The organism is Haloferax sp. KTX1 (assembly GCF_902410085.1).
GTDB lineage: Archaea > Halobacteriota > Halobacteria > Halobacteriales > Haloferacaceae > Haloferax > Haloferax massiliensis.
Genome location: NZ_CABPRH010000014.1, coordinates 67,136 through 93,339, shown reverse-complemented (window position 1 = coordinate 93,339; position 26,204 = coordinate 67,136). Strand labels below are relative to the sequence as shown.

Annotated in this window: 29 protein-coding genes and 1 pseudogene; 8 read left to right on the top strand and 22 right to left on the bottom strand. The window is 56.5% G+C overall.

What is annotated here, in order from left to right; translation table 11 throughout:
- The 6 genes from FY251_RS18140 to FY251_RS18115 all read right to left on the bottom strand — a co-directional run.
- Positions 1 to 941, bottom strand: a 941-nt coding sequence (locus FY251_RS18140; RefSeq protein ID WP_148416435.1) for a hypothetical protein, incomplete at its 3' end; no start/stop codon positions are given.
- A 2-nt stretch (positions 942 to 943) separates the two neighbouring features.
- On the bottom strand, positions 944 to 1,801 hold the full coding sequence (locus tag FY251_RS18135) for a hypothetical protein (RefSeq protein ID WP_148416434.1): 858 nt from the start codon (positions 1,799 to 1,801) through the stop codon (positions 944 to 946).
- Positions 1,798 to 3,531 (bottom strand): hypothetical protein, encoded by a 1,734-nt coding sequence (locus FY251_RS18130; RefSeq protein ID WP_187367443.1) that lies wholly within the window; start codon positions 3,529 to 3,531, stop codon positions 1,798 to 1,800. Before FY251_RS18130 ends, FY251_RS18135 begins: the two co-directional genes overlap by 4 nt.
- 28 nt (positions 3,532 to 3,559) lie before the next feature.
- Positions 3,560 to 3,958 carry a hypothetical protein gene (locus FY251_RS18125; protein WP_148416433.1) on the bottom strand — a complete coding sequence of 133 codons (399 nt, stop codon included), beginning with the start codon at positions 3,956 to 3,958 and terminating at the stop codon, positions 3,560 to 3,562.
- Positions 3,955 to 4,275 (bottom strand): hypothetical protein, encoded by a 321-nt coding sequence (locus tag FY251_RS18120; RefSeq protein ID WP_148416432.1) that lies wholly within the window; start codon positions 4,273 to 4,275, stop codon positions 3,955 to 3,957. The genes FY251_RS18125 and FY251_RS18120 overlap by 4 nt, the downstream gene beginning before the upstream one ends.
- Positions 4,276 to 4,420: 145 nt before the next feature.
- On the bottom strand, positions 4,421 to 5,815 hold the full coding sequence (locus tag FY251_RS18115; protein WP_222847840.1) for a cytochrome P450: 1,395 nt from the start codon (positions 5,813 to 5,815) through the stop codon (positions 4,421 to 4,423).
- Positions 5,816 to 5,978: 163 nt separating this feature from the next.
- Here FY251_RS18115 and FY251_RS18110 point away from each other — a divergent pair, with 163 nt between their 5' ends.
- From FY251_RS18110 to FY251_RS18095, 4 genes are all read left to right on the top strand, one after another.
- The gene (locus FY251_RS18110) at positions 5,979 to 7,067 is read left to right on the top strand and encodes a helix-turn-helix domain-containing protein (protein ID WP_187367442.1); all 1,089 of its coding nucleotides are present in this window, start codon (positions 5,979 to 5,981) and stop codon (positions 7,065 to 7,067) included.
- A 380-nt stretch (positions 7,068 to 7,447) separates the two neighbouring features.
- Positions 7,448 to 7,702 carry a hypothetical protein gene (locus FY251_RS18105; RefSeq protein WP_148416429.1) on the top strand — a complete coding sequence of 85 codons (255 nt, stop codon included), beginning with the start codon at positions 7,448 to 7,450 and terminating at the stop codon, positions 7,700 to 7,702.
- 2 nt (positions 7,703 to 7,704) lie between these two features.
- The gene (locus FY251_RS18100) at positions 7,705 to 8,493 is read left to right on the top strand and encodes a hypothetical protein (RefSeq protein WP_148416428.1); all 789 of its coding nucleotides are present in this window, start codon (positions 7,705 to 7,707) and stop codon (positions 8,491 to 8,493) included.
- A gap of 101 nt (positions 8,494 to 8,594) precedes the next feature.
- Complete coding sequence (locus FY251_RS18095; RefSeq protein ID WP_148416427.1) at positions 8,595 to 9,161, top strand: hypothetical protein; 567 nt, start codon at positions 8,595 to 8,597, stop codon at positions 9,159 to 9,161.
- 151 nt (positions 9,162 to 9,312) lie between these two features.
- Here the strand turns inward: FY251_RS18095 and FY251_RS18090 are convergent, their stop codons facing one another.
- Together FY251_RS18090 and FY251_RS18085 are read right to left on the bottom strand one after the other, a co-directional pair.
- A complete protein-coding gene (locus FY251_RS18090; protein ID WP_148416426.1) occupies positions 9,313 to 10,071 on the bottom strand; it encodes a serine protease in 759 nt (252 codons plus the stop codon).
- A 100-nt stretch (positions 10,072 to 10,171) separates the two neighbouring features.
- Positions 10,172 to 10,339, bottom strand: a pseudogene (locus FY251_RS18085) (DUF1931 domain-containing protein).
- A 137-nt stretch (positions 10,340 to 10,476) separates the two neighbouring features.
- On the opposite strand from FY251_RS18085, the gene FY251_RS18080 reads away from it, so the two are divergent.
- Positions 10,477 to 10,773, top strand: a complete 297-nt coding sequence (locus FY251_RS18080) for a helix-turn-helix transcriptional regulator (protein ID WP_148416424.1) — start codon at positions 10,477 to 10,479, stop codon at positions 10,771 to 10,773.
- 69 nt (positions 10,774 to 10,842) lie between these two features.
- A complete protein-coding gene (locus tag FY251_RS18075) occupies positions 10,843 to 11,730 on the top strand; it encodes a hypothetical protein (protein ID WP_148416423.1) in 888 nt (295 codons plus the stop codon).
- Positions 11,731 to 11,914: 184 nt separating this feature from the next.
- Here FY251_RS18075 and FY251_RS18070 read toward each other — a convergent pair whose 3' ends face one another.
- The 3 genes from FY251_RS18070 to FY251_RS18060 form a co-directional block, all read right to left on the bottom strand.
- Entirely contained in the window at positions 11,915 to 12,127 is a 213-nt protein-coding gene (locus tag FY251_RS18070; RefSeq protein ID WP_148416422.1) for a KTSC domain-containing protein, read from the bottom strand.
- On the bottom strand, positions 12,124 to 13,842 hold the full coding sequence (locus FY251_RS18065; RefSeq protein ID WP_187367441.1) for a ThiF family adenylyltransferase: 1,719 nt from the start codon (positions 13,840 to 13,842) through the stop codon (positions 12,124 to 12,126). Before FY251_RS18065 ends, FY251_RS18070 begins: the two co-directional genes overlap by 4 nt.
- Before the next feature lie 121 nt (positions 13,843 to 13,963).
- Entirely contained in the window at positions 13,964 to 14,950 is a 987-nt protein-coding gene (locus tag FY251_RS18060; RefSeq protein ID WP_148416420.1) for an E2/UBC family protein, read from the bottom strand.
- Between the two features lie 118 nt (positions 14,951 to 15,068).
- Here FY251_RS18060 and FY251_RS18055 point away from each other — a divergent pair, with 118 nt between their 5' ends.
- Positions 15,069 to 15,836: a DUF6293 family protein gene (locus FY251_RS18055; protein WP_148416419.1), complete on the top strand. Its 768-nt coding sequence runs from the start codon at positions 15,069 to 15,071 to the stop codon at positions 15,834 to 15,836.
- A gap of 9 nt (positions 15,837 to 15,845) precedes the next feature.
- Here FY251_RS18055 and FY251_RS18050 read toward each other — a convergent pair whose 3' ends face one another.
- The 6 genes from FY251_RS18050 to FY251_RS18025 form a co-directional block, all read right to left on the bottom strand.
- The gene (locus tag FY251_RS18050; RefSeq protein ID WP_148416418.1) at positions 15,846 to 17,084 is read right to left on the bottom strand and encodes a phage integrase SAM-like domain-containing protein; all 1,239 of its coding nucleotides are present in this window, start codon (positions 17,082 to 17,084) and stop codon (positions 15,846 to 15,848) included.
- Positions 17,081 to 17,539: a hypothetical protein gene (locus FY251_RS18045; RefSeq protein ID WP_148416417.1), complete on the bottom strand. Its 459-nt coding sequence runs from the start codon at positions 17,537 to 17,539 to the stop codon at positions 17,081 to 17,083. Before FY251_RS18045 ends, FY251_RS18050 begins: the two co-directional genes overlap by 4 nt.
- 3 nt (positions 17,540 to 17,542) lie before the next feature.
- A complete protein-coding gene (locus FY251_RS18040; RefSeq protein ID WP_148416416.1) occupies positions 17,543 to 18,124 on the bottom strand; it encodes a hypothetical protein in 582 nt (193 codons plus the stop codon).
- Between the two features lie 486 nt (positions 18,125 to 18,610).
- The gene (locus FY251_RS18035) at positions 18,611 to 20,287 is read right to left on the bottom strand and encodes a transposase (protein WP_148416415.1); all 1,677 of its coding nucleotides are present in this window, start codon (positions 20,285 to 20,287) and stop codon (positions 18,611 to 18,613) included.
- A gap of 65 nt (positions 20,288 to 20,352) precedes the next feature.
- Positions 20,353 to 21,237: a plasmid pRiA4b ORF-3 family protein gene (locus FY251_RS18030; RefSeq protein WP_148416414.1), complete on the bottom strand. Its 885-nt coding sequence runs from the start codon at positions 21,235 to 21,237 to the stop codon at positions 20,353 to 20,355.
- Complete coding sequence (locus FY251_RS18025) at positions 21,234 to 22,205, bottom strand: hypothetical protein (protein WP_148416413.1); 972 nt, start codon at positions 22,203 to 22,205, stop codon at positions 21,234 to 21,236. Before FY251_RS18025 ends, FY251_RS18030 begins: the two co-directional genes overlap by 4 nt.
- Before the next feature lie 106 nt (positions 22,206 to 22,311).
- Between FY251_RS18025 and FY251_RS18020 the strand changes: the two genes are divergently transcribed.
- The gene (locus tag FY251_RS18020; RefSeq protein WP_148416412.1) at positions 22,312 to 22,671 is read left to right on the top strand and encodes a hypothetical protein; all 360 of its coding nucleotides are present in this window, start codon (positions 22,312 to 22,314) and stop codon (positions 22,669 to 22,671) included.
- A 14-nt stretch (positions 22,672 to 22,685) separates the two neighbouring features.
- Here the strand turns inward: FY251_RS18020 and FY251_RS18015 are convergent, their stop codons facing one another.
- The 5 genes from FY251_RS18015 to FY251_RS17995 all read right to left on the bottom strand — a co-directional run bounded on the left by FY251_RS18015 (position 22,686) and on the right by FY251_RS17995 (position 26,078).
- Positions 22,686 to 23,573: a hypothetical protein gene (locus tag FY251_RS18015; RefSeq protein ID WP_255516744.1), complete on the bottom strand. Its 888-nt coding sequence runs from the start codon at positions 23,571 to 23,573 to the stop codon at positions 22,686 to 22,688.
- A gap of 80 nt (positions 23,574 to 23,653) precedes the next feature.
- Complete coding sequence (locus FY251_RS18010) at positions 23,654 to 24,160, bottom strand: twitching motility protein PilT (protein ID WP_148416410.1); 507 nt, start codon at positions 24,158 to 24,160, stop codon at positions 23,654 to 23,656.
- The gene (locus FY251_RS18005) at positions 24,157 to 24,510 is read right to left on the bottom strand and encodes a UPF0175 family protein (RefSeq protein WP_148416409.1); all 354 of its coding nucleotides are present in this window, start codon (positions 24,508 to 24,510) and stop codon (positions 24,157 to 24,159) included. The genes FY251_RS18010 and FY251_RS18005 overlap by 4 nt, the downstream gene beginning before the upstream one ends.
- 214 nt (positions 24,511 to 24,724) lie before the next feature.
- Positions 24,725 to 25,213 (bottom strand): hypothetical protein, encoded by a 489-nt coding sequence (locus FY251_RS18000; protein WP_148416408.1) that lies wholly within the window; start codon positions 25,211 to 25,213, stop codon positions 24,725 to 24,727.
- Entirely contained in the window at positions 25,206 to 26,078 is an 873-nt protein-coding gene (locus tag FY251_RS17995) for a ParA family protein (RefSeq protein WP_148416407.1), read from the bottom strand. Before FY251_RS17995 ends, FY251_RS18000 begins: the two co-directional genes overlap by 8 nt.
- Positions 26,079 to 26,204 lie beyond the last annotated feature (126 nt).

Below are 26,204 nucleotides of genomic sequence, written 5' to 3'. Positions count from 1 at the left end.
CCCCACCGGGCGGCAGTCGTCGCGACGCCAGCACCACCGACGTAGGCTCCAGCAGCGACACCGCCGACGAGTGCTGCCCCTTTCGTAGCACCACCGACGACCTTGGCAGTCAGCGGAGTCGCGTATTTGAACGTCTTCCACGTGACATAGAGGGCAATCAGGGGTAGCGAGACTGCTACCAAGTACTTCAGAAACGCGCTATTTGGAGCAATTGCATCTTGCGAGTAGAGCAAATCGTATCCTTTGAACACTACTGCTGCCGGGAGGGGAAGAACTGCGAGCGGGACGAACCGTTTGGTAAATCCCATCGCGATATCGGAGAGAACCGGTATATTGCCGTAGCCAAGTGCGAACGCTATCGGCATTCCATACACGTAGACGTAGAGGAGAATCTCTCGAATGAAGTACAGTGCCTCCAGGGCCCACATCGAGAGACCGCCGAGAAGGGCGAATACGAGTGCAAGCCCGGGATTCGTCAGAGAGACTTCGAGGAAATTGAGCATCGCATCACCTAGTGAACTGAGACTCGGCATCAGAGCAATCGTGAATCCATCCACTATGTAGAGGCCCAGAATACTCACCCAGTACCAGCTGATGATAAGGAACGCTCCAACCCAGGCGGTCTTCTTCGTCCGTCTGGCTTCGTATGCATTCCCGAGATTGAAAATCCGGATCGTGTGCCGTCCTTGGACGCACATCAAAAGGAGGAGCAACGAAATTAGCATGATCTCACCGCCCACCAACGCATCTCGGATTGCCTGCCAGGGAGCGTTGATCGGGTCGCCGAAGACGAATGCCCCATCCGTCTTAGGCGTCGGCGTGCCAAACATTTCCTCTGTCAGGGTCTCGTAGCCAGCCGTCAGCCCCTCCATGAAGAGGCTAATAACCCAGTCGACGGCGTCTTTGAACCCTTCTAAGAAGACATCAATCAGGTCAACCATGGCTACGCCTCATTGATGGTGATATCACAGTTGTCAGACTCTGTTGAAGCCGAATACTGGATAGTGTACGTTTTCGAAACTTGATTTGCTCCAATCTGGGTTTCGAGGATGAGGTCGAACTCCCCGCTCTGTTGTTCGTCCGTGCAGGATGTCCCTCCGCCCGGGACGAAGGCGAACGGCGACCGAGAACTGTAGATCGTGATTTTCTCGCCTGCGGTTATGACAACTTCGTCAACCTCCGTATCCGCATTCGCATCGTATATCCCACTCACTTCCTCGTTGGCAGCATAGTTCGTGCCTTCTTCGTCTGAGGGATACGGCACGTCCCCAATGAAGAGTAGTTTCGTAATCGCCTCCGGACCACTGCCCTGATTCTCAACCGTCACGAATGCTTCTTCAGCTATTTCGTCGCTTGGCCCGTCCCACATCTTATCGGGCTGATTTCTTCCGATTCCCATCTCTACAATTCTAAGATCCGGCTGGATGGGAAGTGATGTTTCGACGATGGTCTCATCTCCCTTCAATGCGAGCACGCGGTACTCACCGGGTGCATAAGCGGTCCCAATTTCGAACGAAACCTGCTGGGAGCCTGTGGCGACTTCGCGCTGTCCGAACAGTTCCCCGTTCGGTTGAATGAGGTTGATCTGATCGACGTCGGCTTCCGCAGTGAGTTCGACGACGAGAGTTGTTCCATCGACGGCAACGCGCTTGAGCGTATTCTGGCCGTCTGGAGAGCCATTACCACCATTAGGCGTCTCGGAGTTCCCACCGTTGTCGAGACAACCGGCAACGCCAGCAAGCGCGGCGCCGGCGACTGTTCGAAGGGCGGTGCGTCTGCTGAGTGAGCTGTATCGAGTCATGGATTGCTGTCGAAGATGTCGTCTGGACCGAGCATCCGTAGGAGACGCTTGCCAGCGTAGAACATCACGATGAACGGGATGAGCTGCCAGCCCACCTCGAAGAGGAACGCAAACCAGCCGTCGATGGTTCCGAGCGAATGCCAGCGGGCAGTCGCTGTATCGCTCACGTACGCCGGGTCGTGCCCGATCCACGAACCCGGATGGTACCGAGCCGTGTAGATGCCTGGCTCGTCGAGGGTCACAATCGCCACCCCCGAGGCGTTGGTCTCGACGCGCTGGTCCGCGACCGTGATGTACCCGTTCCGGGTGGTGCCGCCGATTGGATATTGACGGCTATTGTCGAGCGTGATCGGCGCACCGGTTTGATTGTCGCGAAGTTCGACCCTGAGCGTCGCTTGCGACTGGTTCTGCTGGATGACCTCGGCAGTGAGATTGCTGCGGCGGAGCTGCCGCTCGGAGCCGGCGTCCGGCTCGGCGATTGACGCATTCACGCCCCGGACGATTCCCGCAACGTGGAGGGCCTCACGGTCGACGTTCTCGGCCCGAACGGCGACGCCGTACGTCGTCGTGTACGACTGGTTGACGATGTCGATGTTGATGTTCTCACCGATGGTGCCGACCGGTGACGGGCGGTCAGTCCCCCAGGTATCGATAAGTTCCGGCCCGTCTCGAACCGGCTCTGCACGCGGGCCGATCCGCGAGGGATACGCGTGAACGTAGACCGGAATCGCGTCCGACTGAACAGTAGCACTAGCAGTCCGATTCGACCGGACGAGCGTGTCCCAGTTGGTGTTCCGAGCCGTGTAGAACCGCCATATGCCACGGACCCGTGCCTCACCGTCCTCTGTGAGCGCATATCCCTGCCACGGCCGCGACTGGAAGATGGCCACGCCGGCGTCGCCGTTCGGATACTCAGCGTAGTAGGGGTACGCCGAGAGGTCGTAGATCTCGGCAGCGATTGAATCGGAGACGTTGCGTGAATCCGTCCGGTAGGTGACGTCGACGTCCGTCCGGTTACCCAGGTCGGTCCTGACAGTCTTCTTCAGCCGGACGCTAATCTCTGCTTCCAGTGTGAGATTCGCACTCCAGTCATCCTCGATTTGATAGTCGAGGGCAGGCGTATGGGCCCCGTCACGCTCGGCGATGGTCTCGCCGTCCTTCTTCAGCCGGACTTCTTCGATCTCGTGCTCCGTGAGCGACCACGAGATAGTCGTGTTGCCGGAGGAGCTCCCGTTGGGCACACGAACGCGGTAATCAACGAACCCGCGCATCGTCCCATTCGGCGCGATGTAGAGTGGGGTTTCACCGGACTCCAGGTGTCCACGGGTAGAGGGCTGGACCGCGAAGATCGTTGCGTGAGCATCTTCGATGAAGACGCCGTCCTCGAGATCCGCGTGCGACGGGTGCACGGACGTGTCTGCCCCACCGGCGTCGAGGTCCTCGAAGTCGTTCCGGGTCCACGTTGCCGCGGTCGCCGGCGGGCGTTTGAACGTGATGTCTGTCCCGTTCGCAACTTGGTGGATGGCGGAGCGATTCTCGCCGTACCGCTGGCGGTACGTTTCTTGGCTGATGTAGTTATCCGCATCGCGCGACCACAGCGTCGCCGACTCGTTCTCCGTGAGCCCGTTATCCTCCGTCCCTGGCCGCGGCGGCTCAGCAGCGACGATACCCGTGACTAAGCTCGTCACAAACAGGGCGGCCATGAGCACGGAGAGTTCTCGGTGATCCATAGGGCTCGCGTCGGTGACAGCAGGTGGTTTACCAGGGGACGAGGTCGACGCACTGTGCCAGCGGGAGGCCCATCATCGACCCTGCAACTGTGTACAGCGGGCCGAGGACGACGAGGACGACGGCGGACTTCATCGCCGAGCGCTTGTGGCGCTTGAGCCCCTTCTTCTGATCCGGAGTGATCGTAAACATCTCGATAAGGGAGTCAGCCTGCCACACGATAGCGAGACCGACAATTCCCAGCGTCGTCGTCAACTGGAAGAATCCCTCGATCATACTCGGAAGATTATCCGCGCTACAGACCGCATTACTCTGCGCGGCGACGGGCTGCACAGCAAACAGGCTCAACATGACCACGACAGTGGCTGCCTGTCGTATCACGGGCCGGTAAGACGATTCAACAGTCTCTTGATGGTCGTTGTCTGTCATTGGTGCGTCTCGTTGTGAGCGTTTTCACAGCTCTCGGTAGCTGATGTTTCTGACTGGGTGCCGTCTCTCGAATCGGCTGAGTTGACGACCAGTTCCTGGAGGTCACTCAATCGATTCGTTTCTTCGACGACTTCGTCGAACGAATATCCCCGCTCCTGTGCACGTTCGAGGAGATCACGGAACTCGTGTGGGTCGATATCACGAACATCCATCTCCTCTCGAAGCGCCTGCCGATACAGCGCGGAGGCGTTGATGTAGTCAAACCACTCCAGGAACAACTGATCGATCTCTTCGATAGTGACCTGTCGGGTTTTCATGTGTATGCGGGGTGATTCATATTGGTTGAATCGCGGTTCATAGCATACACCCCCGATTGTCAGGGTGGGTGGTTATACTCATCCGTGTTTACACTGTCAAAGGGTGTGAACACCGGACGCAGCCCTCAATACAGAGAAGGCGATATTAACGGGGAGACAGCTTCAGAGGGATACCTTCTTTTGACTGGGTAGTAACGCGAGGTTCGAGTTCGATATCCCGATTTTTCTCCCACTCAAACTCGAACTGCTGGCCAATCGTCGCGAGCACGACCTTGGCTTCCAAGAGAGCGAATTCTCGCCCGATACAGGTTCGCCGCCCCCCGCCGAAGGGGACGTACGCGAAATCATGGAGCTCTTCTTCAAATTCATCCGTCCATCGGTCGGGTCGGAACGATAACGGATCGTCGTAGAACTGGCCATCACGATGTACGTGGATCACGGATAGGTGAATCTCGTGATCCTCGGGGATTCGGAATCCGTTGACTTCGACGTCAGACTTCGTCCGGCGCGGGATCGTGTGAATCGGTGGGTATAGCCGAAGTGCCTCAGTGATGATGTTCTCCGTGAATTCGAGGTCTTGGAGATCGTCGTAGGTTGGGGGGAGATCACCGAGTACCGTCTCCAATTCCTCATCGAACCGCTCTCGGATGTCCGGGTGCGTGGCCAGCACGTACCACGTAAACGCAAGTGCGGTAGCTGTCGTTTCGTGGCCTGCAAAGACCATCGTGATAAGCTGATCTTCGATTTCTTCAGTCGTGAGCTGCTCACCGTCATCCGAGTTACGAATTCGCTGTAACTGTGTGAGTAGATCGGACGGGTCCATATTGCTGGATGAATCCTCAGGCCTCTGTTGACCGCCTCCAGCAACTCCATCGTCCGCAATTGATGGGCTGACCGACTGACTGCCTTCCTCCGCAAGGAGGCTCTGAACTTCCTGTCGAAGCCGCTCCTTTGAGTGGTCGAACCGACGGCGAGCTGGTGTCGGAATCCAGTGGGGGAGAATCCACGAGGAGGGAGTAAACCACTCGTTGAGACCATCAGCGGCATCGCGAAGCTCTTGATCCTCTCCAGGAACCAATTCACGACCGAACAAGGTTGCGAACAGAATTTCAAGAGTGAGGTCACGCATTTCCGTTTCCATATCCCGGGTGTCGCCCGCCTCCCACTGCTCAAGACGTCGTTCAGTACACGCCACCATCTGCTCTGTGTAGCCTTTGATCTGCTCGCGATAGAACAGTGGTTGCATCATCTCCCGTTGTCGTCGCCACTGCTGGTCCTCGACTGAGAGTAATCCGTTACCGAATGCTCGTCGATAATCCTCGGTTTTCCCGAACGCGTCGACGTCGGCCACCAGAACGCGATTGAAGTAATCCGGATGAGCCAACACGAAGACGTCGTCGACTGCTGGGAGATCCATGCGATAGATATCCCCGCACTCCGACGTTGCCTTGTCTACGAACTCGAACGGATCGCGAGCAAAATCGACTGCATGCTTGAACACCGGGTATCCGGATGGCGCTGGGGGGAGTTGCGAGGCCACAATACCCATACTTTGCGGGAACACGTGTAAAAAGTACTGTCGGAGGGTTCGAGTTCGCATTTCAGATAGGGAGTTGGAATGATGAGATGTTCGTTTCAATACCCGATCTCGTCGATATATTCATACCCTAGGCGACGCTATCTTAGAAAATGGGTGATCCTTGGTGACACGCCACGAGCGTGCGGTCACAAACCCACTCACGGACGAACGAATAATCGTCCGTGAGCTCATTAGTGACCTTGCTGGCTCTACCTGCCTGGATGTGTTACGTTCACTGGACGAACAGTCTATGACAGCGTCGGCAATCGAAGATCAGGGAGAGGTCACTCGACAGACTGCATCAAAACACCTTGCTCAACTCACCGAGAGAGGCCTGACGAACTCCACGGGTAATGGAGAGTATGCACTCACAGCCGGCGGCAAGATCGTTCTCGATGCGTTCGAAATCTGTCTTGCTGAGATTGATCGCAAGCGGCTTACCAAACTAACTCGCTCAAAACACTCCATTCCGCTGTTGCAAAGACTTTCAGATGGGCCTGTACGCCCAAGCGAACTCGCGGGGACGAACACAGGGGCACCCTCACGCGCAACTGTTCAGCGAGCATTACGGATGTACGAGACGGAGGAATGGAGCGAAGAGATCGACGGCAATCACCAGCTCATGCCCGACGGAGAGCGTATATTGGATGCGTACGAAGAATTAGCCATAACCATCGAACAGGTGATGGAGAAAGCACCCTGGTTTCAGCGGCTCAGTCCAACCCGAACAGACATTCCGGTACGAGCCCTCGCTGATGCAAAACTGTACGTCTCCTCCCCGCACTCCCCGGGAATCGTCCTCGCGACAGCCCTCAAACTCTGCGATCCGCGGCTTGATCACTTTCGGGTGTTGACGTCGATTTTCAATCCGACCCTCTTTACGGCGTACGATAAACTCCTCAAGCTCGGCCTCAAAGGGGAGGCCATCGTCGATGCGTCACTATATGACCGTCTCCACGAAGAGGACATGGAGTACTTTCTCGACGATTCCAATTACGGTAACTTTCGGATTATCTATCTCGAGGAGACATTGACGCTTGGGATCGGGATCTACGATGCGGAGCAAATCGCAATTGGGGCGTATAATGAAATGGGAGAGGGTGAACATATCGCAATGCTTCTCAGTTCTAACGAGGCAGTCGTCCAGTGGGGCGAGGATCTCTATAACCGCTATCGTGAACGGGCACGCCATCCTTCAGAGACGACGCAGTAGCGTGAATCCTGTGTATCCGCACTGATTCCTCGACCCAACGTGGATACTGGTGTTGTGGTATCTACCAGTCACCACCCCGAGATCACGATAAGAATTGTTCAATCTCTTACTCAGGTCGGGATACGGAGTATTGGTAATTTTGAGGAGGCGCTGACGGACTGGTGGGGTAAAATATAAGCGCCTAGACACTCATTTGAATACGTATTGCTATGGTGTTTCGCGGAGTCCTCGCAGGATACCTCCTGGGGTCAGCCTGCCGGCATCGATCACACCAACGTGATGCACTCCGTGACTCTGGGACGGATACGTATACTCTGAAGCCGGGCTATCTAGAGCCAACCCATATTCGACTGGATGCTGACGGTCGTATTCGCTACTCGATGGAGGTTCTCGACGGTCCACCCGTAGACTGCGTCCTGATGGACAACCGGAACTTCACGTACTATACCGACGGGCTTGAGTGCGAGTGCTACGAGCGGGGGACCGTTTACTGCGCAACAACAGCGGATATCTCTTTCCAGCTTCCAGCTGGGGACTACATCTTGATGGTGAGGCACGCACCGGAAACGGGCGAAGAGACTGCTGTTCCCGGTGATTCCCGGGTGGAGTTCGCCTACGATATCGACGCAACATAACGATGCAAGAGATCCACCGCAAACCAGCGCCCTCTCGAATCGCTCAAGCCGGTGAGTTTCTCGTCTACCTGCTGGCGATCGTCAGTGGTGTCGTCCTCATCGCCGTCGCGAGCCACGTGTTCATTCCAACGATGATGTGGGCTGCAGTACCGTTCACACTCGGCCTGTACGTCCTACATCGGATCAAAACGATCACCGATACCATAGAGGGGGCCGACAGTGCCAGACCTGGTATTCTCGAACAACCGGCGACGAGAGTCCTGATCGTCAGTACAGGCGTTGCGGCTCTGGGTGCTGGACTCGCGGTAACGGGAACGCCTACAATCGGCTCCCCAATAGTCCTCGTGGCGTTTCCGGTGGCCTTCCTCGCCTTCGGGATCAAACTCGACTGGGTGGCACAACGGACTCAACGTCGGTCTGTGCTCTGGTGGGATCTATTCGGGCGCGGCTCACTCCTCGCTTTCGGGGTCTGGATCGTGCTCGAGATGGTTCTCGTTGTTGCTGGCGCAGCGTCTCTCGGGATGCCCACGGGTGCAGGTGATATCCTAGCCATTGTCGGTATGACTGTTCCACTCATATACACGGTGTTGGAACGCCCCATCGTTCGCACTCCACTGCTCAAGATCGATGTCAGCCCTATCGCCACGATCGTCACCCAGGTTCCGGCGTCCGAATACTGGACACCGCCGGAACCACTAGATGGAGAAGCCCGGCGTCACGTAACGAAACCAGAAGACACCCCTACGATCGGGGACAACCCGTCCAACCGTAGATACAACTCAAACCGGTAGAATATGCTGTAACAGGTGCTAAACTCCCAGTTGATCCGGATTCTGTAAATCTCCACACAGAATTATACACGATCGGTAGCTACAGCGAGGTAGGTGACTCCATGACTCCCGACAACAAGGCAACTCAGGGAGGCGACTTCATAACGATCTTCAAAACCGGGTCGGTTGATCCTGAAGAGAACCCAGAACTCGCCGATCAGTTACTCAAGTCCCGGACACAAGTTGCGAGCGAAACTGGCTACATGATGAAATTCAGCGACCAGTCACATAGCGCCTTAACCCTCTTCGATATCGTCGCCCTTCCGGGACAGAGTTATCCCGTTCCAAGGAGTGCGCTCGAATCACTTCCACCGCACATCACTGCGACACTCGAACAGGACAGAGCAGTTCAAATCGTCGGACAGTATGATCCGGACTCAGGCGTCTATGAGGACGCTGCGATTGCATGGGAAGACCGAGATGAGGTTGACCGGATTGCAGAAATGATTGCCGGCGGAGACCTTTCTCTCCACGAAGCCGTCGACTGGGTGGTCGTTGAGGAGTCAGACCGATACACACCCAGACAGTGGGCCGCTATTCGAAAAGTAACTGAAGACGCGGTTCGATCAAATATGAGTGCGGCCCGAGAACGACTACTCCCCGAGGAAGAGAGCGACTCATCTGATTAGATCGTGAGACCATATTAACCAACAATAGGTGGGTACACCGGCTTTTGTTGGTTAAGATTGTAAGAAAATCGAACTACTTCTCGAGTCCCTGCGATTAAGACTGCGCAGGAGAACTACGGACGGCGCATTCTGACAGAACGTCATCGTCTACCTAATCGACACAGTCTCTGGTGAGTTCGTCGATTGCCTGGGCTGCGTGATGAATCGGTTTCCCGATACCGATCCCCGTGTTCGCGTTGAGTTTCAGAGCCTGTTCCAGCAGCTCCCCTGCTTCCGCCAATACACGCGCCTGTTTTTGCATGTCGACTCCCCGGTCGTGGATAAATCCAGTTCGCTCCGCTGACGCCTTTCGTACGTCCTGGAGTTCGCGAATGACTCGCTGAAACTCGTCGGGTTCGACGTACCGTTTGTAGGTGACGAGTCCAGCTGCTTCACCCGTGTCAGTATCGACGATCGGCCCCCCGGAGTTCCCTCCGTTAACTGCCCCGTCTATGTAGAACCCTGTTTGGCCGCGTCCGGAGACGTGGGCGTGGTGGACGAGTAAATCGCCGATCCCGTGAGGATAGCCGGCAAAGAGTACCTCGTCGCCGCGCTCCACGTCCGTAGTTCGGGGTTGAAGCGCAATCCTGTCGTCATTCAACTCCCCTTGGATTTCGAGGACCGCGTAGTCGTGGCCACCCGCTCGCGACGGAAGGGAGTGGGTGCGAACAGTTGCTTCTGCTTCGTCACCCGTTTCCGTGCGGACGATGACGGGAGCAGTCCCAGTCAGCGCCGGTTCAACAACGTGTGCGTTCGTTACGACGTATTCCCCGCTGTGGAGGTGGAACCCCGAGCCGGTACTGGGAGACGACGAGTCTCCACAACGGATCTGGACGGTTGCTGCCGGAAGGCGCTGAAACTGGGATGCCATAGGCAATCATCAGTAGGCTCAACAGATAGTTCGTCCGCCACAGAGCGCCAGTGCTGCCGACACTGTACTCTATTGACGTACTCGGATTTCAGTAGGCGAATTAGAGGTTGCGGGGTTGGACCGTTTTCCGGTCGTTCGCTTCGGCACGCCAGGCGGCGTCATCGAGCAGTTCGGCCACCTCCTCGTCGAGGGCGTCGTAAAAATCGGCGAGACATTGTGGTCCGAGAGTGCGTCCTTCACAGCCGGGTTTGACGATCAGGTTATACATTCCATCGCGGAGTTCTCCAGTCTATCAAATAAAGGTTCGAATTTTCTCACACGTGATTTTGACCATAGGGCTACCGATACGGACTCTGGACACCAGAGAGAACTTATTCAACCCGTGAAAAGTAGGGAAACAGACGGATGCACGATTTAACCGGATTCCAGCGGGACATCTTGTACGTGATCGCCGGGCTCGAGGAACCACACGGGCTCGCAGTCAAGGACGAACTCGACGATTACTACGAACAAGAGATCAATCACGGACGACTCTACCCGAACCTCGACGACCTCGTCGACAAAGGTCTCCTTGAAAAAGGAGAGCTCGACAAACGGACAAACGTGTACACGGTCACGAAACGTGGACTACGGGAGATCGAGGCACGACGAGAGTGGGAAAATCAGTATCTTGAGGATGAGCAAGTAGCCACGACGGCATAGAGCAAATCCAGTAGATTCCGATAGAAAAAGCAAGACTGCTTTACCGATACCCCGCGAAGATCGAGTGAAATGGACCGGCTCGTCTTCTATCATCATCCACAAGCCGAAAATTTCTCCCTCAAATTTAGTTCGGCGTCACTAGCAGATATCCGTTCTCTGCGAGAGCAGTCTGACGAGTCGGCCAAGCTGATCGGTTATCCGTTTGAAACAGCGGTCTATGTACTCTATGAGGGTGATACAGAGATTGAATCTGCCCAAGATGTTGACTTCGACAGGGAGTGGCTGAGTGAACGTATTCGTGACCTCCCTCGTGCTGGTCAAGTTGTCGCATTCCGACTGGTAGAATTGCTTGAGGCCGCTGTCGATGTTCGTGAAGCGGATGAGTTCCGGCTCTACAAGGAGTTCGAACCGCAGAAGATACAACAGGCACTCGACCACGTCTCGTGGGGAGCATCAGTTCCTGAAGTCGCCGGCGAAGTGATGTCGAATTTGATCCTCCGGCATTCCCTTCCGAACGCAAATCACCGAACCGGCATCGCGATGCTGCAATTCTGTATTGAGAGTGTAGATTCGGATTTTGCGATGCCACGGACTCACATCGACGATGATACTTGGCGCGAGTGGGTCGACCCCTACATCGTCGATTCCAAGCGCATCATCACCGTCCGTCGGAATAATCTCCGATTCAAGAAACTCGAGGAGCTCGACATTGACCTCGTTGAACGGAAAGACGGGATCCAAATCCGATTAGCCGAGTTCGAGTTGGATATGCACTGGCGAGACGCCCTCTCAGAGTACGCTGAGCAACACGAATCACACTGTACGGAGTTCGCTCAAGCCGTACTCAAACGTGCTGAACGGGATGATCTACTCGACCAGCAAGGGTCAACGAAACACGAGTTCATCACGTATCTGGAAGACGGACTCGTCGAACGGGACTTCAGAGAAATGTTCTGATCAGTCGCGCAGCTCTGCGACCGACTGACCGACCTCACGGACGTGCTCACTTCGCTCGAGGTCGAGTTCCTCGGCGAGGTAATCAACCGTCTCTTCGAGGCTCATACCAGAATGAAGTCCATCAAGCGGTATAAACCTAGTGCTGAACGCTCCAGCAGATCTAATTGTGATGAAAATGTTACTTCTACCGAACCCGCGAATATCGATAGCTGTCTTTGATTCGGCGATTGTGGTATTTTCCGTGAGAAAATGCCGACATTAGTCCTTGATAGATCCCCTTCGGAACGTTGTAGTATTGATAGACACGGCCACCATGAAATTCGATCTCTAGGGTATTCGAACTCTGGTCGTAGCCGACACTTCTGAGGTTACTCGATGAAACGGGAGTTCGGTTCATGGATATGGGATGTATTGGGCTACTTTGCTCCTGATACGAGCGAGCAGGCCACGCTGTTTGGACGGTGATTCATCACGTCTGGACCCAACCTGATCCTCAGCTATCTCTTTCTCAACAACAGCATCGAGACCAAGTTCTGCCACTATCCCTATCCCGACATTCGACGGCGTTGTCCGGTACAGTCCCGTCTTCGCTATTGGGACGCCACGATCGCCGGCAGCCGTGAACGCTCCATTACAGAACTGGCAGTCGGGAGCAGCCTCTGCGTCGCTCACAAGGCGGTCTGAAGTTGCGCTGTACGTGCCGGTTCGGAATCCGTGCCGGTCGGCAAGGAGTCCTGTGAGGAACCGGTGCAGCGCGAACGTCAACCGTTGTACCGGTTCCTGATTGATTGTGATGACCGACGGTTGCTCTCCTGCAACGAGTTCAAGCCCGTACTCGAGATTGTCTTCGTCTTCGCCTTCGGCGTCAATTCGATCTTCGTTAATCGCATCCAAGCAGTCCAGACACGCCCGGTTCGCGCCGGACACCTGGAAGCTGGTCGCAATGCTTCGGAGTCCAGCGTCGTCGTCAACGTCGATATCCGTGCCTGCGTTGAATAGTGGCCGAAGGTACTGCTGGGCGGCCTCCGACACGAATCGACGTGACGTGGCGGTATCGGTGCCAGTAACAATTACGTCTGCAGCGACGACCTGTTCCAGAGCTCTCGGAGCCTGTACTTCCTCGTGGATGCCGTGATAGTAGATCGACGGATCAATATCGGAGACAACGCGGCCCAGAACCTCGGCTTTGGGCGTTCCACAGCCGTCGATGGCCTCGGCCCACGCAGCTGGGACGACACCATCCTCGTCGGGCGTCCGTTCGGGATCACCAGCATCGGCTGGTCGCGCACCGACAATACGCGAGCGGTTCGATTCCTCCACGACGTCGGGATCGACGACTGTAATTTCGCCAACGCCGAGGTGAGCGAGTGTCTGGACGGTCGGTGCACCGAGTCCACCGGCACCGACTACGGCGACGTGAGCGTCCCGTAGCCGAGTGTTACCGCCGGCTCCGTGGAGCAACGCCTGCCGGTCGCGCATCTCGTCGCCGCCGTTTGAAACCGGAGAGAGTCGTGAATCCGTCGTCCGAATCCGCTCCAGTTCACGGTCGTGAATGACAACGAGTTCATCAATCGGCGACGCGGCGGCCGTAATCGGCTCATGCCTGATTGTCGGGACGTCAGAGAGCCATGCCCGGCCGGTCAGACCCCCTTGGCCAAAGATTAGGCTTCCATGCGGACCAGCAGTTCGACCGGTCAGCGACGCCATATGGGCCGGTTCGTTCTCGTCGTCGGTGCCCGAGTAGCATGGCTGGCTCGAACGGGGATGGCTATGGCACATTAGAAGTGCCATGCCGTCGAGATACCGATGATCCGTTTCGGTCGCCCGCATCATCGCCCGGATCGTCGTGTGATCGAATCGGACGATTCCGGTCGACTGATCGAGATATTCGTCCCGATCCAGCAGGTGAACCTCACGAACGAGATACTCGAAGACCTGCTGCCCACGATGAGTGTACTCCTGTGTACCGGCAACGAGATAGGCGGCATGCTCTTTCGGACACTTCTGCTCTGGACGCACGAGGTGCTCGCGCAGCCGCTGGTAGTCGGCGCCTCGGATCCGAACCCGTATCCGGTCAGCGACCGGCCACTCGTGATTAGGGTCTTCTAGCACGGAGCGAAGCCAGTGAGATACTCGCGACTTGCTCCCCGTCGCTCGCTCTCTGCTACCGTCAGTCTCATGTCCCTGCATAGATGTAATGTGGGAGGATTGATCGCCAGCGGGAGGGGTCGCGTCAGTCACCCTGTCGGAGTCGTCCGTTTGCGACGGTCTCCAGATACCACTCGAGATCGGTCTCGTAGGGTTCCCACTCGATACCGTCCAGTTTGTTGATGTGCCAGGAGAGAGCCAACCAGCCCCGGACTTGGTCGTCACGAGATTTCCGAAGCTCGCCGCCTCCTTCAAGCCGGAGATCCTCGTCGACGTAGACCCAGTCCGGAGCCTTCTGGGGGTAGTTCTCGTGGACGCGGATCATCACGTCCGTCGTGTTCGTATTGTAGGCATCCGACGGGATCTGGTAGTCCCGAACGATGACGTGGACGAACTGCGCCTCGGCCTCGGTATCGACATCGACATCGTGGTTTTCTTGAAGGGCTTCGATGTCCGCTGCGAGCACGTCGTCGAGCTGGGTGCTCCCGTAGGCGGTGTCAACGGGGATCGCGTCGAAGACGTTCTCTTCGGCGAGGTTGATGTCGCTGTCTTTGGGGACTCGCTCGTCCTCGTCGGGCGGGTAGAGGACGTACTGGTTGGGATCGTACTCGAACGTGCGCAGCAGTTCGATCGGCTCGATGTACTGCTGGTCGAGTACTTTTGTTTCCCCACTGACGGTCACCTCGTAGCCGTCAGTCTCCTCGTCGTCCTCATCACCGTCACCTTCATCAACAGCTTCGAGCGCCTCATCAAGGCCGTCCTCGATCTCTTCGATGGCCTCTTCGAGTGCTTCGAGTTCCTCGGCGTAGCTTACATCGAACCCAGCCGCGTCTTGGAGGGCGTCGATGTCGTCTTGTGCTGACTGAATGTAGTCGGCCGCCCGATGGAGCGCGTCGTAGCGGGATTGACCCTCGTCGGTATCTTGAGCCTCGTCGATGGCGTCCTCTGCGGCTTCGAGTGCGGCACGGAGGTCGTCTGCGGTCTCTTCGTCGAGAGACTCGAGCTGATCGCCCAGTCCTCGGTAGCGGTCTTGGGCATGCTGGGTTGCTTCCTCGAGATCAGTTGGTTGCATGCACTTTCGCCTAACGGCGCCTTCCCCTTAAGTACCACGCGGTCTCTACCATCAGTAGCAGCATTGAGCGCACAATCCGCACCAAACGCATAAATCACAGAATCCCCAACAGCGAGACATGCGCCCCAGTGAACGAGTCCATATCGCGCCGCTCGGGTTCGAGCGCGATCGTGTCGTCGAAGCCGCGAAGCAATTGAAAGCTGATCGATTAATCCTACTCGAATGGGGTGAGGGGGAACGGCCGCCATTTATCGAGGAGCTGTATGAGGATATCGAGGCAGCTGGGATTGGCCGAGAGATCCGATCCTGCAACATTTTCGATCTGTATGAGGTGGTCCGGGTCACAGCACGAGAAATACAACAGCACGCAGACGACGACGTGTTTGTGAACATTGCAACCGGGAGTAAAATATCCGCAATCGGTGGGATGATCGCGTGTATGGTAACCAACGCGGTGCCGTATTACGTCGAGCCAGAACGATATGGTGAAAAAGACGCTCAACGGGTCAAACCGGTTTCACACGGGGTGAAGAACATCAAGGAACTGCCGGCGTACCCAATAGATGCCCCCGAGACACAGCTCATCTACGTGATGGAGTACATTTACCGAAATGGTCCAGTCACGAAGAAGGAGCTAATCGAATTCGGCCAAGGTAACGGTAAATCAATCCCAGCAGGAACGCCCACGAAGGGGTTGCCCTTCATTACTGATCATGAGGCTGATTCGGACCGAGCCCGCTACCGATTACTCGAAACGCACGTACTACAACCACTGACCGAGAAAGGGTTTATACAAACCAAAGAGGTGGGGCGAAGGACCGACGTAGATCTCACCGAAGAAGGGGAAAATACACTTTCCGCGTTCAGACACCTCATAGAAACGTGACCGAGTCGCTCACCCGTCTACCGAATCGATTTCTTCGAGGGCTTCTGTAGCGACATCGCCCAATTCCCCGGCCTCAATATGTGAGTACCGCTCTCGAACCATCTCTTCAGAGTTATCGAGATATCGGGCCGCCACCGTGTACCCGAACGCGCGGACGAGTACCTCGCCCATCCCTCGACGACCGCCGTGCGGAGCAAGGTAATCGTGTTTTGGATGGTCGATATCGATCTCTGCGGTCTCCGAGAGCCGTTGGAGAATTGACCGTGCGCCGTCCGTCGTGATCGACGGCGGCTGAATGTCCTCATCGAGTGATAGCAGTAGGTCGCGAGCGTACTCCTCACGACGCTCAGTAATTGCTTTCGGGCGTTCCCCTCGTTCGGCTAGCTCTTCCTCGACGATTTCTGCAAGCGTCCGCTGGTCGAACGTGGGAAACACCGGCCAGCGCTCCGTCGGTGGGTCCATCAGCTGGCGGTAGCTCCGCAGCGGCGAGATCACCGGGTCGGGGAGACTCGCGGCGTCCCACTGCTGTTTCTTCCGGTAGACGTCCATACTCCCGTCGTCGAGGGACAGATCCTCCCAGCGGACACCGCGCCGGCGTGGATCGTTTGGGTCCCGAAGGAGTTCCCCAACGCGGACAGCTGTGTACGCGAGGACGAACACCAGCGCTCGGTCACGAGCCGCCTTCAGCGCCGCGTAGCGTGCTCGCTGCTTATCGATAGGGCCAGAATCCTCCGGGAGTGTCGTGTACGCCTCAACGGCGTCGCGGGCCCGTTCGTCGACGTGACGGGTGAGGGTGTGGCGCTGTTCGGACGTCCACGCCTGCTGGTCACCGGGTTTGCGGCCGTCGTCCTCGGGTAGCGGCGCCATCGCACTCGCCCGCTGCGCGTAGTGCGCCTCGAGATACCCTTCGTTGACGCACCAGCCACACCACGCAGAGATATAGCGGTAATAGGTTTGTACAGTGTTCTGCTTGAGTCCCCGATCTCCCCCGAGATGCCGGGCATACTCCCGGAAGACCCGTTCATCGAGATCGTCGAAGGTCGGTTCCCGATCGACGTCGTCGGGGACGATCCCGGTCCAGTCGTCGTCGCCGCGGTCGCCGGCGGCCCACTCGGCGAACCGCTCGAGCTCGCGTGCAGCGTTTCGTTGATAGTTCCCGCCGTCGCCACCGCGGCCTTTCCCCTTGTCCTGGAGGTAGCGCTCGAAGGAACTCGCAAGTGACTGATTAGTGCGTTCTCGAGGTGTCATCGTTCCTCGTTCGCGTACTGGTAAGTCGGACGGACGTCCTCGAGGAGCGCTTCGACGATTTCCCAGAGGATCAGGGAAGGAGTCTCGTGTTCAAATGTGAACCCCCAGCGGTCCTCCGTATTGGCGGCAGAGTACTGGAAATGCGCCCGTCCGAGATCGGGATGGTCCTCGTCCTGGTGCCAGCCGGCGTGAAAGCCCGTGTTCGGATCGGTGTAGTTGATACGGAACCAATCGTGTGGGTCCTGTCGATACCACTTGACGGTCAGTTCGGGTGAATCAGGGCCCGTTGGGGGATCAAGGCGGGCTGGATCAAAAACCGCCCGCAGCTGCTTGGCCTCGATATCGTCAGGAACGTACTCGACGGCCGTGATCTGGGGGACACGGTCGAGGACATCTCGCTTCAACTGGGCGTAGAGGTTCGCGTTCGGATCACCACCGGGATGCGGGACCGACATCCGTTAGCTGCTGGCCTCGGCGGGCTCTGTCGTCGGAGCAAGAAAGTCCCATTCGCGGATGGCGAAGCCAACGATCTGGATACGCCGTTGAAGGTGCTCCCACTCGCGGGCAATCTCACGGCGACGGTCTTCCTCGTCACCGTCAAGGGACTCGTCAGCGAGCGTTCCGCGAAGCTGGTTCGGTGACTCGACGCCGAATTCGTCCTCCCAGACGCGGATCTGGGTCTTCATATCGGCGAGCCGGTCCGTAAGTTCCTCGACAGTGTGTCCGCTGTCTCGAAGACGCATCGCCTCCTGCATCGCTTGGCGGCGGTAATCAGGGTAATACGTTCTGTGAGTACCGCTTCCGTCACGGTGGAGGATGCCGTCGTCAACGAGTCGCTCAAGGACGCGCTTAGTTGGTCCGTGTGACCAGCCCGCTTCGGAGGCGATCCAGTTGGCCGTCTGTGGCTCCGTCAGCTGCCGAGCAACCATCCGCACGCGGTCTTCACCCGTGGTCTGGCGTTCCATCAGGCCCTCGGAGTTCGATTCATCTTCGGTCATACAACATCGTTCGGGCTTTGTCTTAATATAGGTTGAGGTCATTAGTCCTATACCGAATCAACTTCTTCGCCATCGCCCCGATCTCAGCTGAGGGTAGTCAGAGCAAACTCGGAGCCCGGTCTTGGCGGCTCTACCCCGGGGGAAGCGGCGTCGTGAGGCGGTTGCATCGTTCGTGCTTACCCGACAGCGGCGGGGTACTTCAATCTGGTCGTGATTATTGGAGTAATCAGGACCAGTTGGTGATTCGGGTGTATTGGCCAAATTCTGTAGTTTCAGCCTATTAGACTCCCTTCTGCGCTATTATAAACCATATATGGCTATACCATTTGTCCAAGCTTGGAAGTTGAGACTACAGGGGGTATAGCGGGCTTGTGATGCGTGAATTTGGTCGAATCGAAGAGCGGAAACTGCTTCAGATCGCTCTCCAAACGGGCGTTCTTGTTGTACTATCAACTATATAGCCGAATTTCGGCGACTTTCGGTAAAGTTGCCACTCAGACGCCGCGCTAACACGGATAGAGTACCTCACTACCCGATTCCTGTTTCCTTCTTCAACAGCGTCAGCGTACTGTCCGCTGTAATCAGCGGCGAATGCTCGTATTCATCAGTCAGTTCGACTTGTACCAGCAGATCGACCGCTCGCCAGATCGAGTACAGCAGACACGCGAATGCGAAGTAGAAGAACCGCAGCCCGAAATTCTTCGACGTAGTGGCGGCCATAAACCGTTTAATCGACTTGTAGCCGCTCTCGATTTCCCAGCGGTAGCCGTACTCCGTGAGGTGTCCGCTCCCCCGATTCGTCATGAACACCGAGTACTGTCGGTGATCTTCGTGTTCGGAGTTCTCTTTCCGTCGGTAGATCAGCGTCGTCTCGTGCCATTTGTTCTTGCCGAGATGGAGCTTCCGGTCGGTCTCGTACCGGTCTTGGTTACGACGGAGCAACCGCTTGGCCTGGGCTTTCTCGCTGGTCTGCATCCGCTTCGGAACGACGTAGGAGAGCCCGCGCTGGCTGATCATCTCCAAGACGTGCTGGCTATCGAACTCCCGGTCCATTAGCACGTTATCGACGTGAACGAGGGCCTCAGCGGAGTTGAGCAGATCTTCGACGATTTCCTTCCGTGACTCGCCCCGTCGAACTGGCCGCGCATCGAGCACGAGTGGGACAGCGTTGCCGACCAACTGGACTGTCGCCCACTGATAGGCGTACTCGTCGGTGTTCTCTTTCGTCCCGATGATCTCGTCTTCGTGGCCAGTTCGGTCGCCTGTGAAGGGATCGGCTTCGGTGATATCGACCGCCACGATTCCCGCACGATAGAACTCCTCCGTCGCTGCTACCCCCTCTAAGAGGCGGCCCACTGCCTGCCGGTACATCTCTCGAATCTGTTCGATTGAGAGATCACGAAGATGGTCACGATGCGCGTGCCCCAGTGGGGTTCGGTCACGAGTCGACTCGTGGATGAAACTGCGAGCCCCCTCGTTCGCAGCGAGATTCTCTCGCAAACCAAGATACGTTTGCAAGTCCCAGTACGCATTCTCGTGAATCTCACAGCCCTCACTACGATTAAGCGAGAAAGCGGGGAAGATGATGCGGCTGACGTGGTTGGTGATCTCGCTCGCCTGTTCGAGAACGGTCCCATTGTCTAGGTCCGGCTGACCGGATTCGGTATCGTAGTGTCGAAGCGTTCGATCCGGTTCACGTGGGACCGTAACACCCGCATTCTGGGCGTTGATGAGAATCGTTCGAGCAACCGTCTCGATAGTCTTGCGGAGATCTTTCGTGAAGCGTATGTGCCAGCTTCGCCACAGCGTCGACTGATCGGGTATCGACCCAATGCCCAGTTGTTCACGGATGACAGATCGACGATCGAGGTACTCAACGAGTGCTGTCTCGTGGTCCCACCCGTGGAGTTCTTTCAGCACGAACACGCGAAAGAGCGTGGCCATCTCATAGCATGTCGAGTTTGCGTAGTGATCGTAAGGGTCGAACCGAAAGTAGGCCAACGGGCACGTACAGACGAACTGCTCGACGGAGGTATGGGCGTCGTGATCGAACCACGCTTCCGAAACAGTACGAACGTCCGACTCCAGTCCGGCTAGCGAACTCCGGTCATACAACGGCGTTGAGTCGTACTCCGGCCACTCGACGTGCGATTTTCGGGCGATCCGACGAAAGACACTCCGGCGAGACTCACAGGTTGGTGTCACTACGAGACGTTGGGCACGTCACGGCCAAGAACTCGTTCTCTTCGACAGACAGTCGAGAGAGCAGATTACAGGTGGCCGTATCCCTTGCGTTCGAGTTCCGCCTCCAGTTCGACGTGCATCGCTTCGACAGTCTCCTCGTCGAAATGCTGTCCCGTCATCGCTCCCGAGATCTCCGCGATTTCAGCGTGCCACTCGCGAACTGCGTCCGCAAGGGCCGCGAGGAGTTCTTCCTCCGTCTTGTCTGCTCCATCAACTTCCTCAACGACCTGCCACCCCGGCTGGAAGTTTTCGAGGACGTATCCCCTCTCTTCGAACTGAATCGCGAACCGCTCGCAGACCGCCCCAAAACCTGTTTCGAGACTGAGTAATGGAATGATGTGGGCGACATCATCACGCTTCTCCAACTCACGAAGATCCGCGACAGGAACTGCGGTTTCAGGAAGCACCGAATAGAGTGGATCAGGGAGTGGCGAATCGCTTTCAGTGGTTCCTGGCGCGTCGTACTGGTCGTCGATGGACTCGCCTTTCTCTTTCACGACCTCCGGTGGTTTGTCGCTCGGCTTGTCGCTGAGAATTTCCTTCAAGATGGCGTAGAACCGCCATTCGTCGCCGTAGTCGTAGAGATAGCAGATGCGATCGTACTGTTCGAGTCCGAGCTGGCGGGTCATCTCACCGACCGTCACGTCGCCTGCGTTCTCGATCCGCTCGGTACGCAATACCGGATCGCCACCAGGCGACTCCTCGTACTCCTGCGAACACTGGTATTTGACAGCGCTGTCCCAGTAGTCCTCGTCGTCGCCGACGAACCAGAGGTGGCTCTGATCGAGCCCGACCGCAGGGTTGATCGCCGACTGGAACTCGGCGATCGTTCTGTCCGCGCCGACGACGATATCCCGCCACAGTGATGTCGGGTCGGGATCGAACTTGACGCGAAAGCGGTAGGCAGTCATCCTTGCATCTCCGTACCTGTGCGGAAACTGGTGAGGTCGTCAATACGCTGTTCGAGCTCCTCGATCTCCGCTCGGAGCTGGTTCGCCTCATCGTCCTCGCTGGCAGCGAGGCGGTCTTTCAACCCCTGGAGCCGGGACTCTTTCACGTCTTCATCGACCTCTGCCTTGCGGACGTACTCGCTTTCTTGGACCTCGTACACATCGGATTCGGAGAGCGTGGTGACCTCAAGTGCTTCATCGACTTTCGAGCGGTCGACACTCAGGACACGTTCGCGGTCGATGCCAGCGTTCTCGAGGTGTTTCAGCACCTCGTCGTCGTCTTTGAGCGAGCGGTTGCGGCGACTCGTCCGTTGGACGGAGCCATATTGCCCGGAGACTGGACGGTCGTGATGGAGTCGAGCGAGGAGGACGTCCGCGACCTCCTTGCGGAATTCGTTAGCATCTCGCTGGACATCCGAAAGTAGTGTGTAGAGATTCACCAACGCGTTCGTCTCCAGTTCAGAGAGGTCAGTCACATCGTGACGTTCGAGTGCATCGATGAGGAGGAGCGCGTCCGAGTAGACATCCAATCCGTCGGGTTCAGTTCGTTCCTCGTCCGTTGATTCCTGCTCGATACCCATCACCTGCGTTGCCGTCGCAACCTCTGATTGTGTGATGATGCCAGCGTCCTCATCGACCTCGAATCGTGGATGGACACTCCACACCGCCGGGTATGGATCGGCATCTGCCGGGAGACGGTCAAGGTCAAATCCGCCCGGAGCGTCCTTGATTCGTCGATAGAGCGTTTCAAACTGGTCGCGCTGGAGCGGCCGGGTCTCGTCTCTATCTTCAAACTGAATGATGACGCGAGCGTCCTGCACGTCAGCAATATGAAATCGCCGATGAGAGAGCGGCGTAATGAGCGTCGCACTCTCGGGGAGGTCGTCGAGCTCCTCGAGAAGCGTGTGCCAGCTGGCGGTGAAAGACATATACTGTGGTTGTACGCCAGTCCGACTAAATCTTGTTCACGACGCGGCCCTGGCAGGCAGTCTCTGTAACAGACAGTCTGATACGTGGCTCTTCAGAACTACCGATATGGCTGAGACGTACGCACTCCGTGTTCAGGTCGAATCACACGAGTACGGCGACGAGTTCTATCTTATCGGTGAAGGATACGGGACCCCAGCGGACGTGTTGGACAACGTCGCTGCCGACCATCTCTTGCGAATTGCGAATGCGCGACGTATCGAAGAGTACCTGCTCGATGTGCTGAAGCACGGAGAGAATACAAGTGAAGTCGAGTATGAGGCGACAGACAGTGACATCGAATGCTGGATTCACGTCGACGTCTCCTATCAGAGATACGCCTTCGGTGTCGGGGACAGAGTATTCGAGTTCTCCGGCGAACCGACCAAAAGCGAAATCGCATCGACTGTCACGCAACTCCAGTCGTAGCTGTGGACTCTCGTTCAGGGATCGAAGTGGTAGATGTAGGGATGATTAGCCTTACCAGCGGGCATAATCTCTTCGAGTAGCTTGCGAACCTCGGATTCGGAGGGGGCACTAGTGATGATCCGATCGTCGTAGATCGCTACATAGGCTTCGTTGAGTTCCAACTCGCGCAGTTCGCGACCCAAACTTCGAGCTCGTGCCTTCCCCATCTCCTGGTGGTAAATCCGCTCTAGTTCGTCGGTTTTCTCCCGCAACTGATCGATCTCCGACACGTATCGCTCTCGGTTGCGCTTGTTCTTCATGTAGAAACGCAACTTCTCGGCGTCCGTCTTATCGTCTTCCTCAGGTACTGGAAGCGAGTCGATGATGCCGAAGCGATGTTTAGCCTCCTCGTATTCGTCGTCGATGTCAGCGCTGAGCGAGCCCCCGAAGATGGTGTTCTTGACCCCGATCCACCCGTCGTAGACGATCTGATCCTCAAACGGCAATAGGACGACACTCGAAACCGGGACTGGAAGTGCAGATTCATCCCACAGTTCGGCGAACAGAAGCCGAGCCGGGCGGACTGCGTAGGCTTGCGGCGGTTCTGTCCAATCGAGGAAGATCGCGTCGTCCTCGCGATAGCGGACGACGACGAACTCACCGGCGACGAAGTCAGTCCACGCTGCGATTTGTTCGAGATCAGCCTCCGACAGGTCGGGAGGATTCTCTTCAACGAAGTCTTCTATCAGGTCCGTCGTCGACTCGTTGTACAGCGTGTTTCGGAGCGGGAGGAGCTTGTCAGTATAGTGCTGTTCAAGATCAGCGACCGTTTCGATCTCTTCGATGACATCGAATCGGTCGTTGACATACACCAATAGATGAGCGTACAGATCCAGAAACCGTTGTTCGCTCTCTTCGGACATCCGTCTGTCGGCTTCACTCATTGGTAATAGACGTGTTCACGGGCACACTAATCAGGCGTTTCGAACTCCGAGCAAGCCCGTCATCGATACTCCGAGATCGTTCGATACGGGACGTAGTAGCCAATCTCATCGATCCACGTCGACAGCCACTCGTCAGCAGTGGCTGCATCGATCTTCCCAGCATCGATTGCAGCCAACAGAACGCCAACCGACCCGACAACGGTCACACCCTGGTCTTTCGCAAACGACCGGGCATCTCCGTCGTCTGTCAGCAGTCGACCGTCGTGTGCGTCGGCAAGGGCGAACGCCTGTGCTTCCCCGGGGTCGAGATGCCCACCAACAACGGCTTCTCTGTTTGCGACAGTATCCGAAATCGTCGCAACTGGGATTTCGTCATCAAGCGTATCGAGTGCTTCCTGGAGATATGGGTGATTATCGACGCCGTGTTCGAGTTCCTCACGAACGACTGGTACCGTACAGATTCCAGAGAGGCCAGCAACTACCCACAGCTGATCGATGTACGCAAAATTCGAGAGGACAGTCGTGTTCAAGACGCTCGGGTTCGCTGGGAGATCGTTACCTGTCATTTAACACGTGACTCCTCATCATCGAATTCGAGTTCACGTGCTGCCTCTACCTCGTAGGCTGCGTCGTCTTCGTCAACGAGCCCGAGGCGAAGTTCAACACCGTGCTCACGGAGGATGTCACGCATCGTCCAGCGGTCGACATCAGCGAGTCTCGCGGCATCACCGAGTGTGATCCGCTCGCGTTCGTAAAGGGCGACCGCAGCTGCAATACGTTCGTTCTCGTGGTCCTCAAAGTATTCACGCACGAACTCGCGCAACGCATCGCTCTTGCCCCCGAACACACCAGCCTCGACAGCCCCCTCAATGAGGAGGTCGAGGTCATCTGGGTAGGAGCCAGTAATTCGTGCCATTGTTCTGTCCGAGACTACGGCTTCATACTATTTATGAACTGCGTCAGAATGCCATATGCATTGAGACCATTAGTCTCAACTACTGTGGGGCCACCGATCGAGCCCAATCCTGAGAATAATCGGAAGACGGCAACCGAATGAGTTCGTACACAATCTACATTATGTACAATATGCCCGAAACTCAGATAATGGAAACAATCAACTACGACCGTTATTAGTCGTTCGTCGCTTGATCGCTCAGCATCTCTACAACTTCTTGAACACGTTCCTCATCAGCTTCGATACTCCGCTCCCGAAGAACCTGGAGTGCGACCTCGTCACCGTGGTCCGCAATCACCCGGAGACACGCATCTTGGAACTCTCTCCCCTCAAACTCAGGGACATCAAACATGGAGCATGCCGCAGTCACCGATGACCGCATCCGAGTGACGCCATCCCACGTCTCCTCCCGGACGTAGAAGCCATGCATATCTGTTTCGTCGAATGAGAAGGCGGGCCCACCGGTAGGCTCGTCAACATCTTCCCCCTCATCCTGATCAGGAGTGGACTCAGGCTCCGGCTCTGGGTCCTCAGTAGCTGTCTCATCAGTCGACTGTGGTTCATCCTCCGTAGCAGTACTTTCGTCGTCCTCCAGTTCTGCTCCTTCTTCTGTTTGTTTGAGCTGTTCAGCCACGTCACCGAATCGGTCGTCCTCATTAGGCATGGCTGCGTTCCTCCACAAGATCCGCTAAGCAGTCGAAATTCGGGATCTGATCGCAATCTTCGTCGAACTCCGAGACAGGCATTCCCTGCTTGAAGGCGCGAGAAATCGCGGTCCGTTCGCGAATCCCTGGCTTCGGGATACTGTTGACGTTGTGTCCTGAATCATCGAGGGCATCGAAGATTTCGGAGTCAACGCGTGCATATTCAGGGACAAACGAACCGAACTCTCGGTTGAGGTTCTCGACGAGAGTCCGATGCTCGTTGTGTTGCCCCATTGTTTCTCGAATCATATTTGGGGTGACTGCGAGGATTTCTAACCCGATATTCTGCCGAATTGGAGAAATCTGGCGTTCAATCATCTTATTGAGGCCGTTAATCGAGCCAGCACGCGGAATCAGCGGGACTATGACGCGCTGGACGGCGATGAGGGCGTTATCGGAGAGTTTCCCACGGCCGCCTGCGGCATCAATTATCACATAGTCGTATCCGTTTTGGATGAGCGGATCGACGACGTTCCGCCGAAGCTTCACGTCCGCGAACCGTTCATCCTTCAGCCTCGTCTCAACGTTCTCGAGCTCGTTGCTCGACGGGAGAAGGTGAACACCGAAATCCGTCTCAATAAGCAGGTCTTCGGGGTCCTCACCATCGATGAGAGCATCACCGAGGTTAGCATCTCGGTCGTACGCATCGTCGTATCCAAGCTGGGTCGTCATGTGCCCGTCCTTATCCAGATCCAGTAGTACCGTCTCATGGCCGCGAGCAGCAAGTCTATCAGCGATGTTGAGTGCTATCGTGGATTTCCCTACGCCGCCCTTGAGCAGCGAGACAGCTGCTCCAGGGAGCCCTTCAAACTCGTCAGCACTCATGGGTCAGCACCCCGCAATAGATGAATTTTGCACATTTTGTAACCAATTTGCATTGTGTGGATATTGAAGATTGTGGACGTTCCGTTGATAATGTAGGTTTTGTCCTGCTCATACGCGCCTAATGAA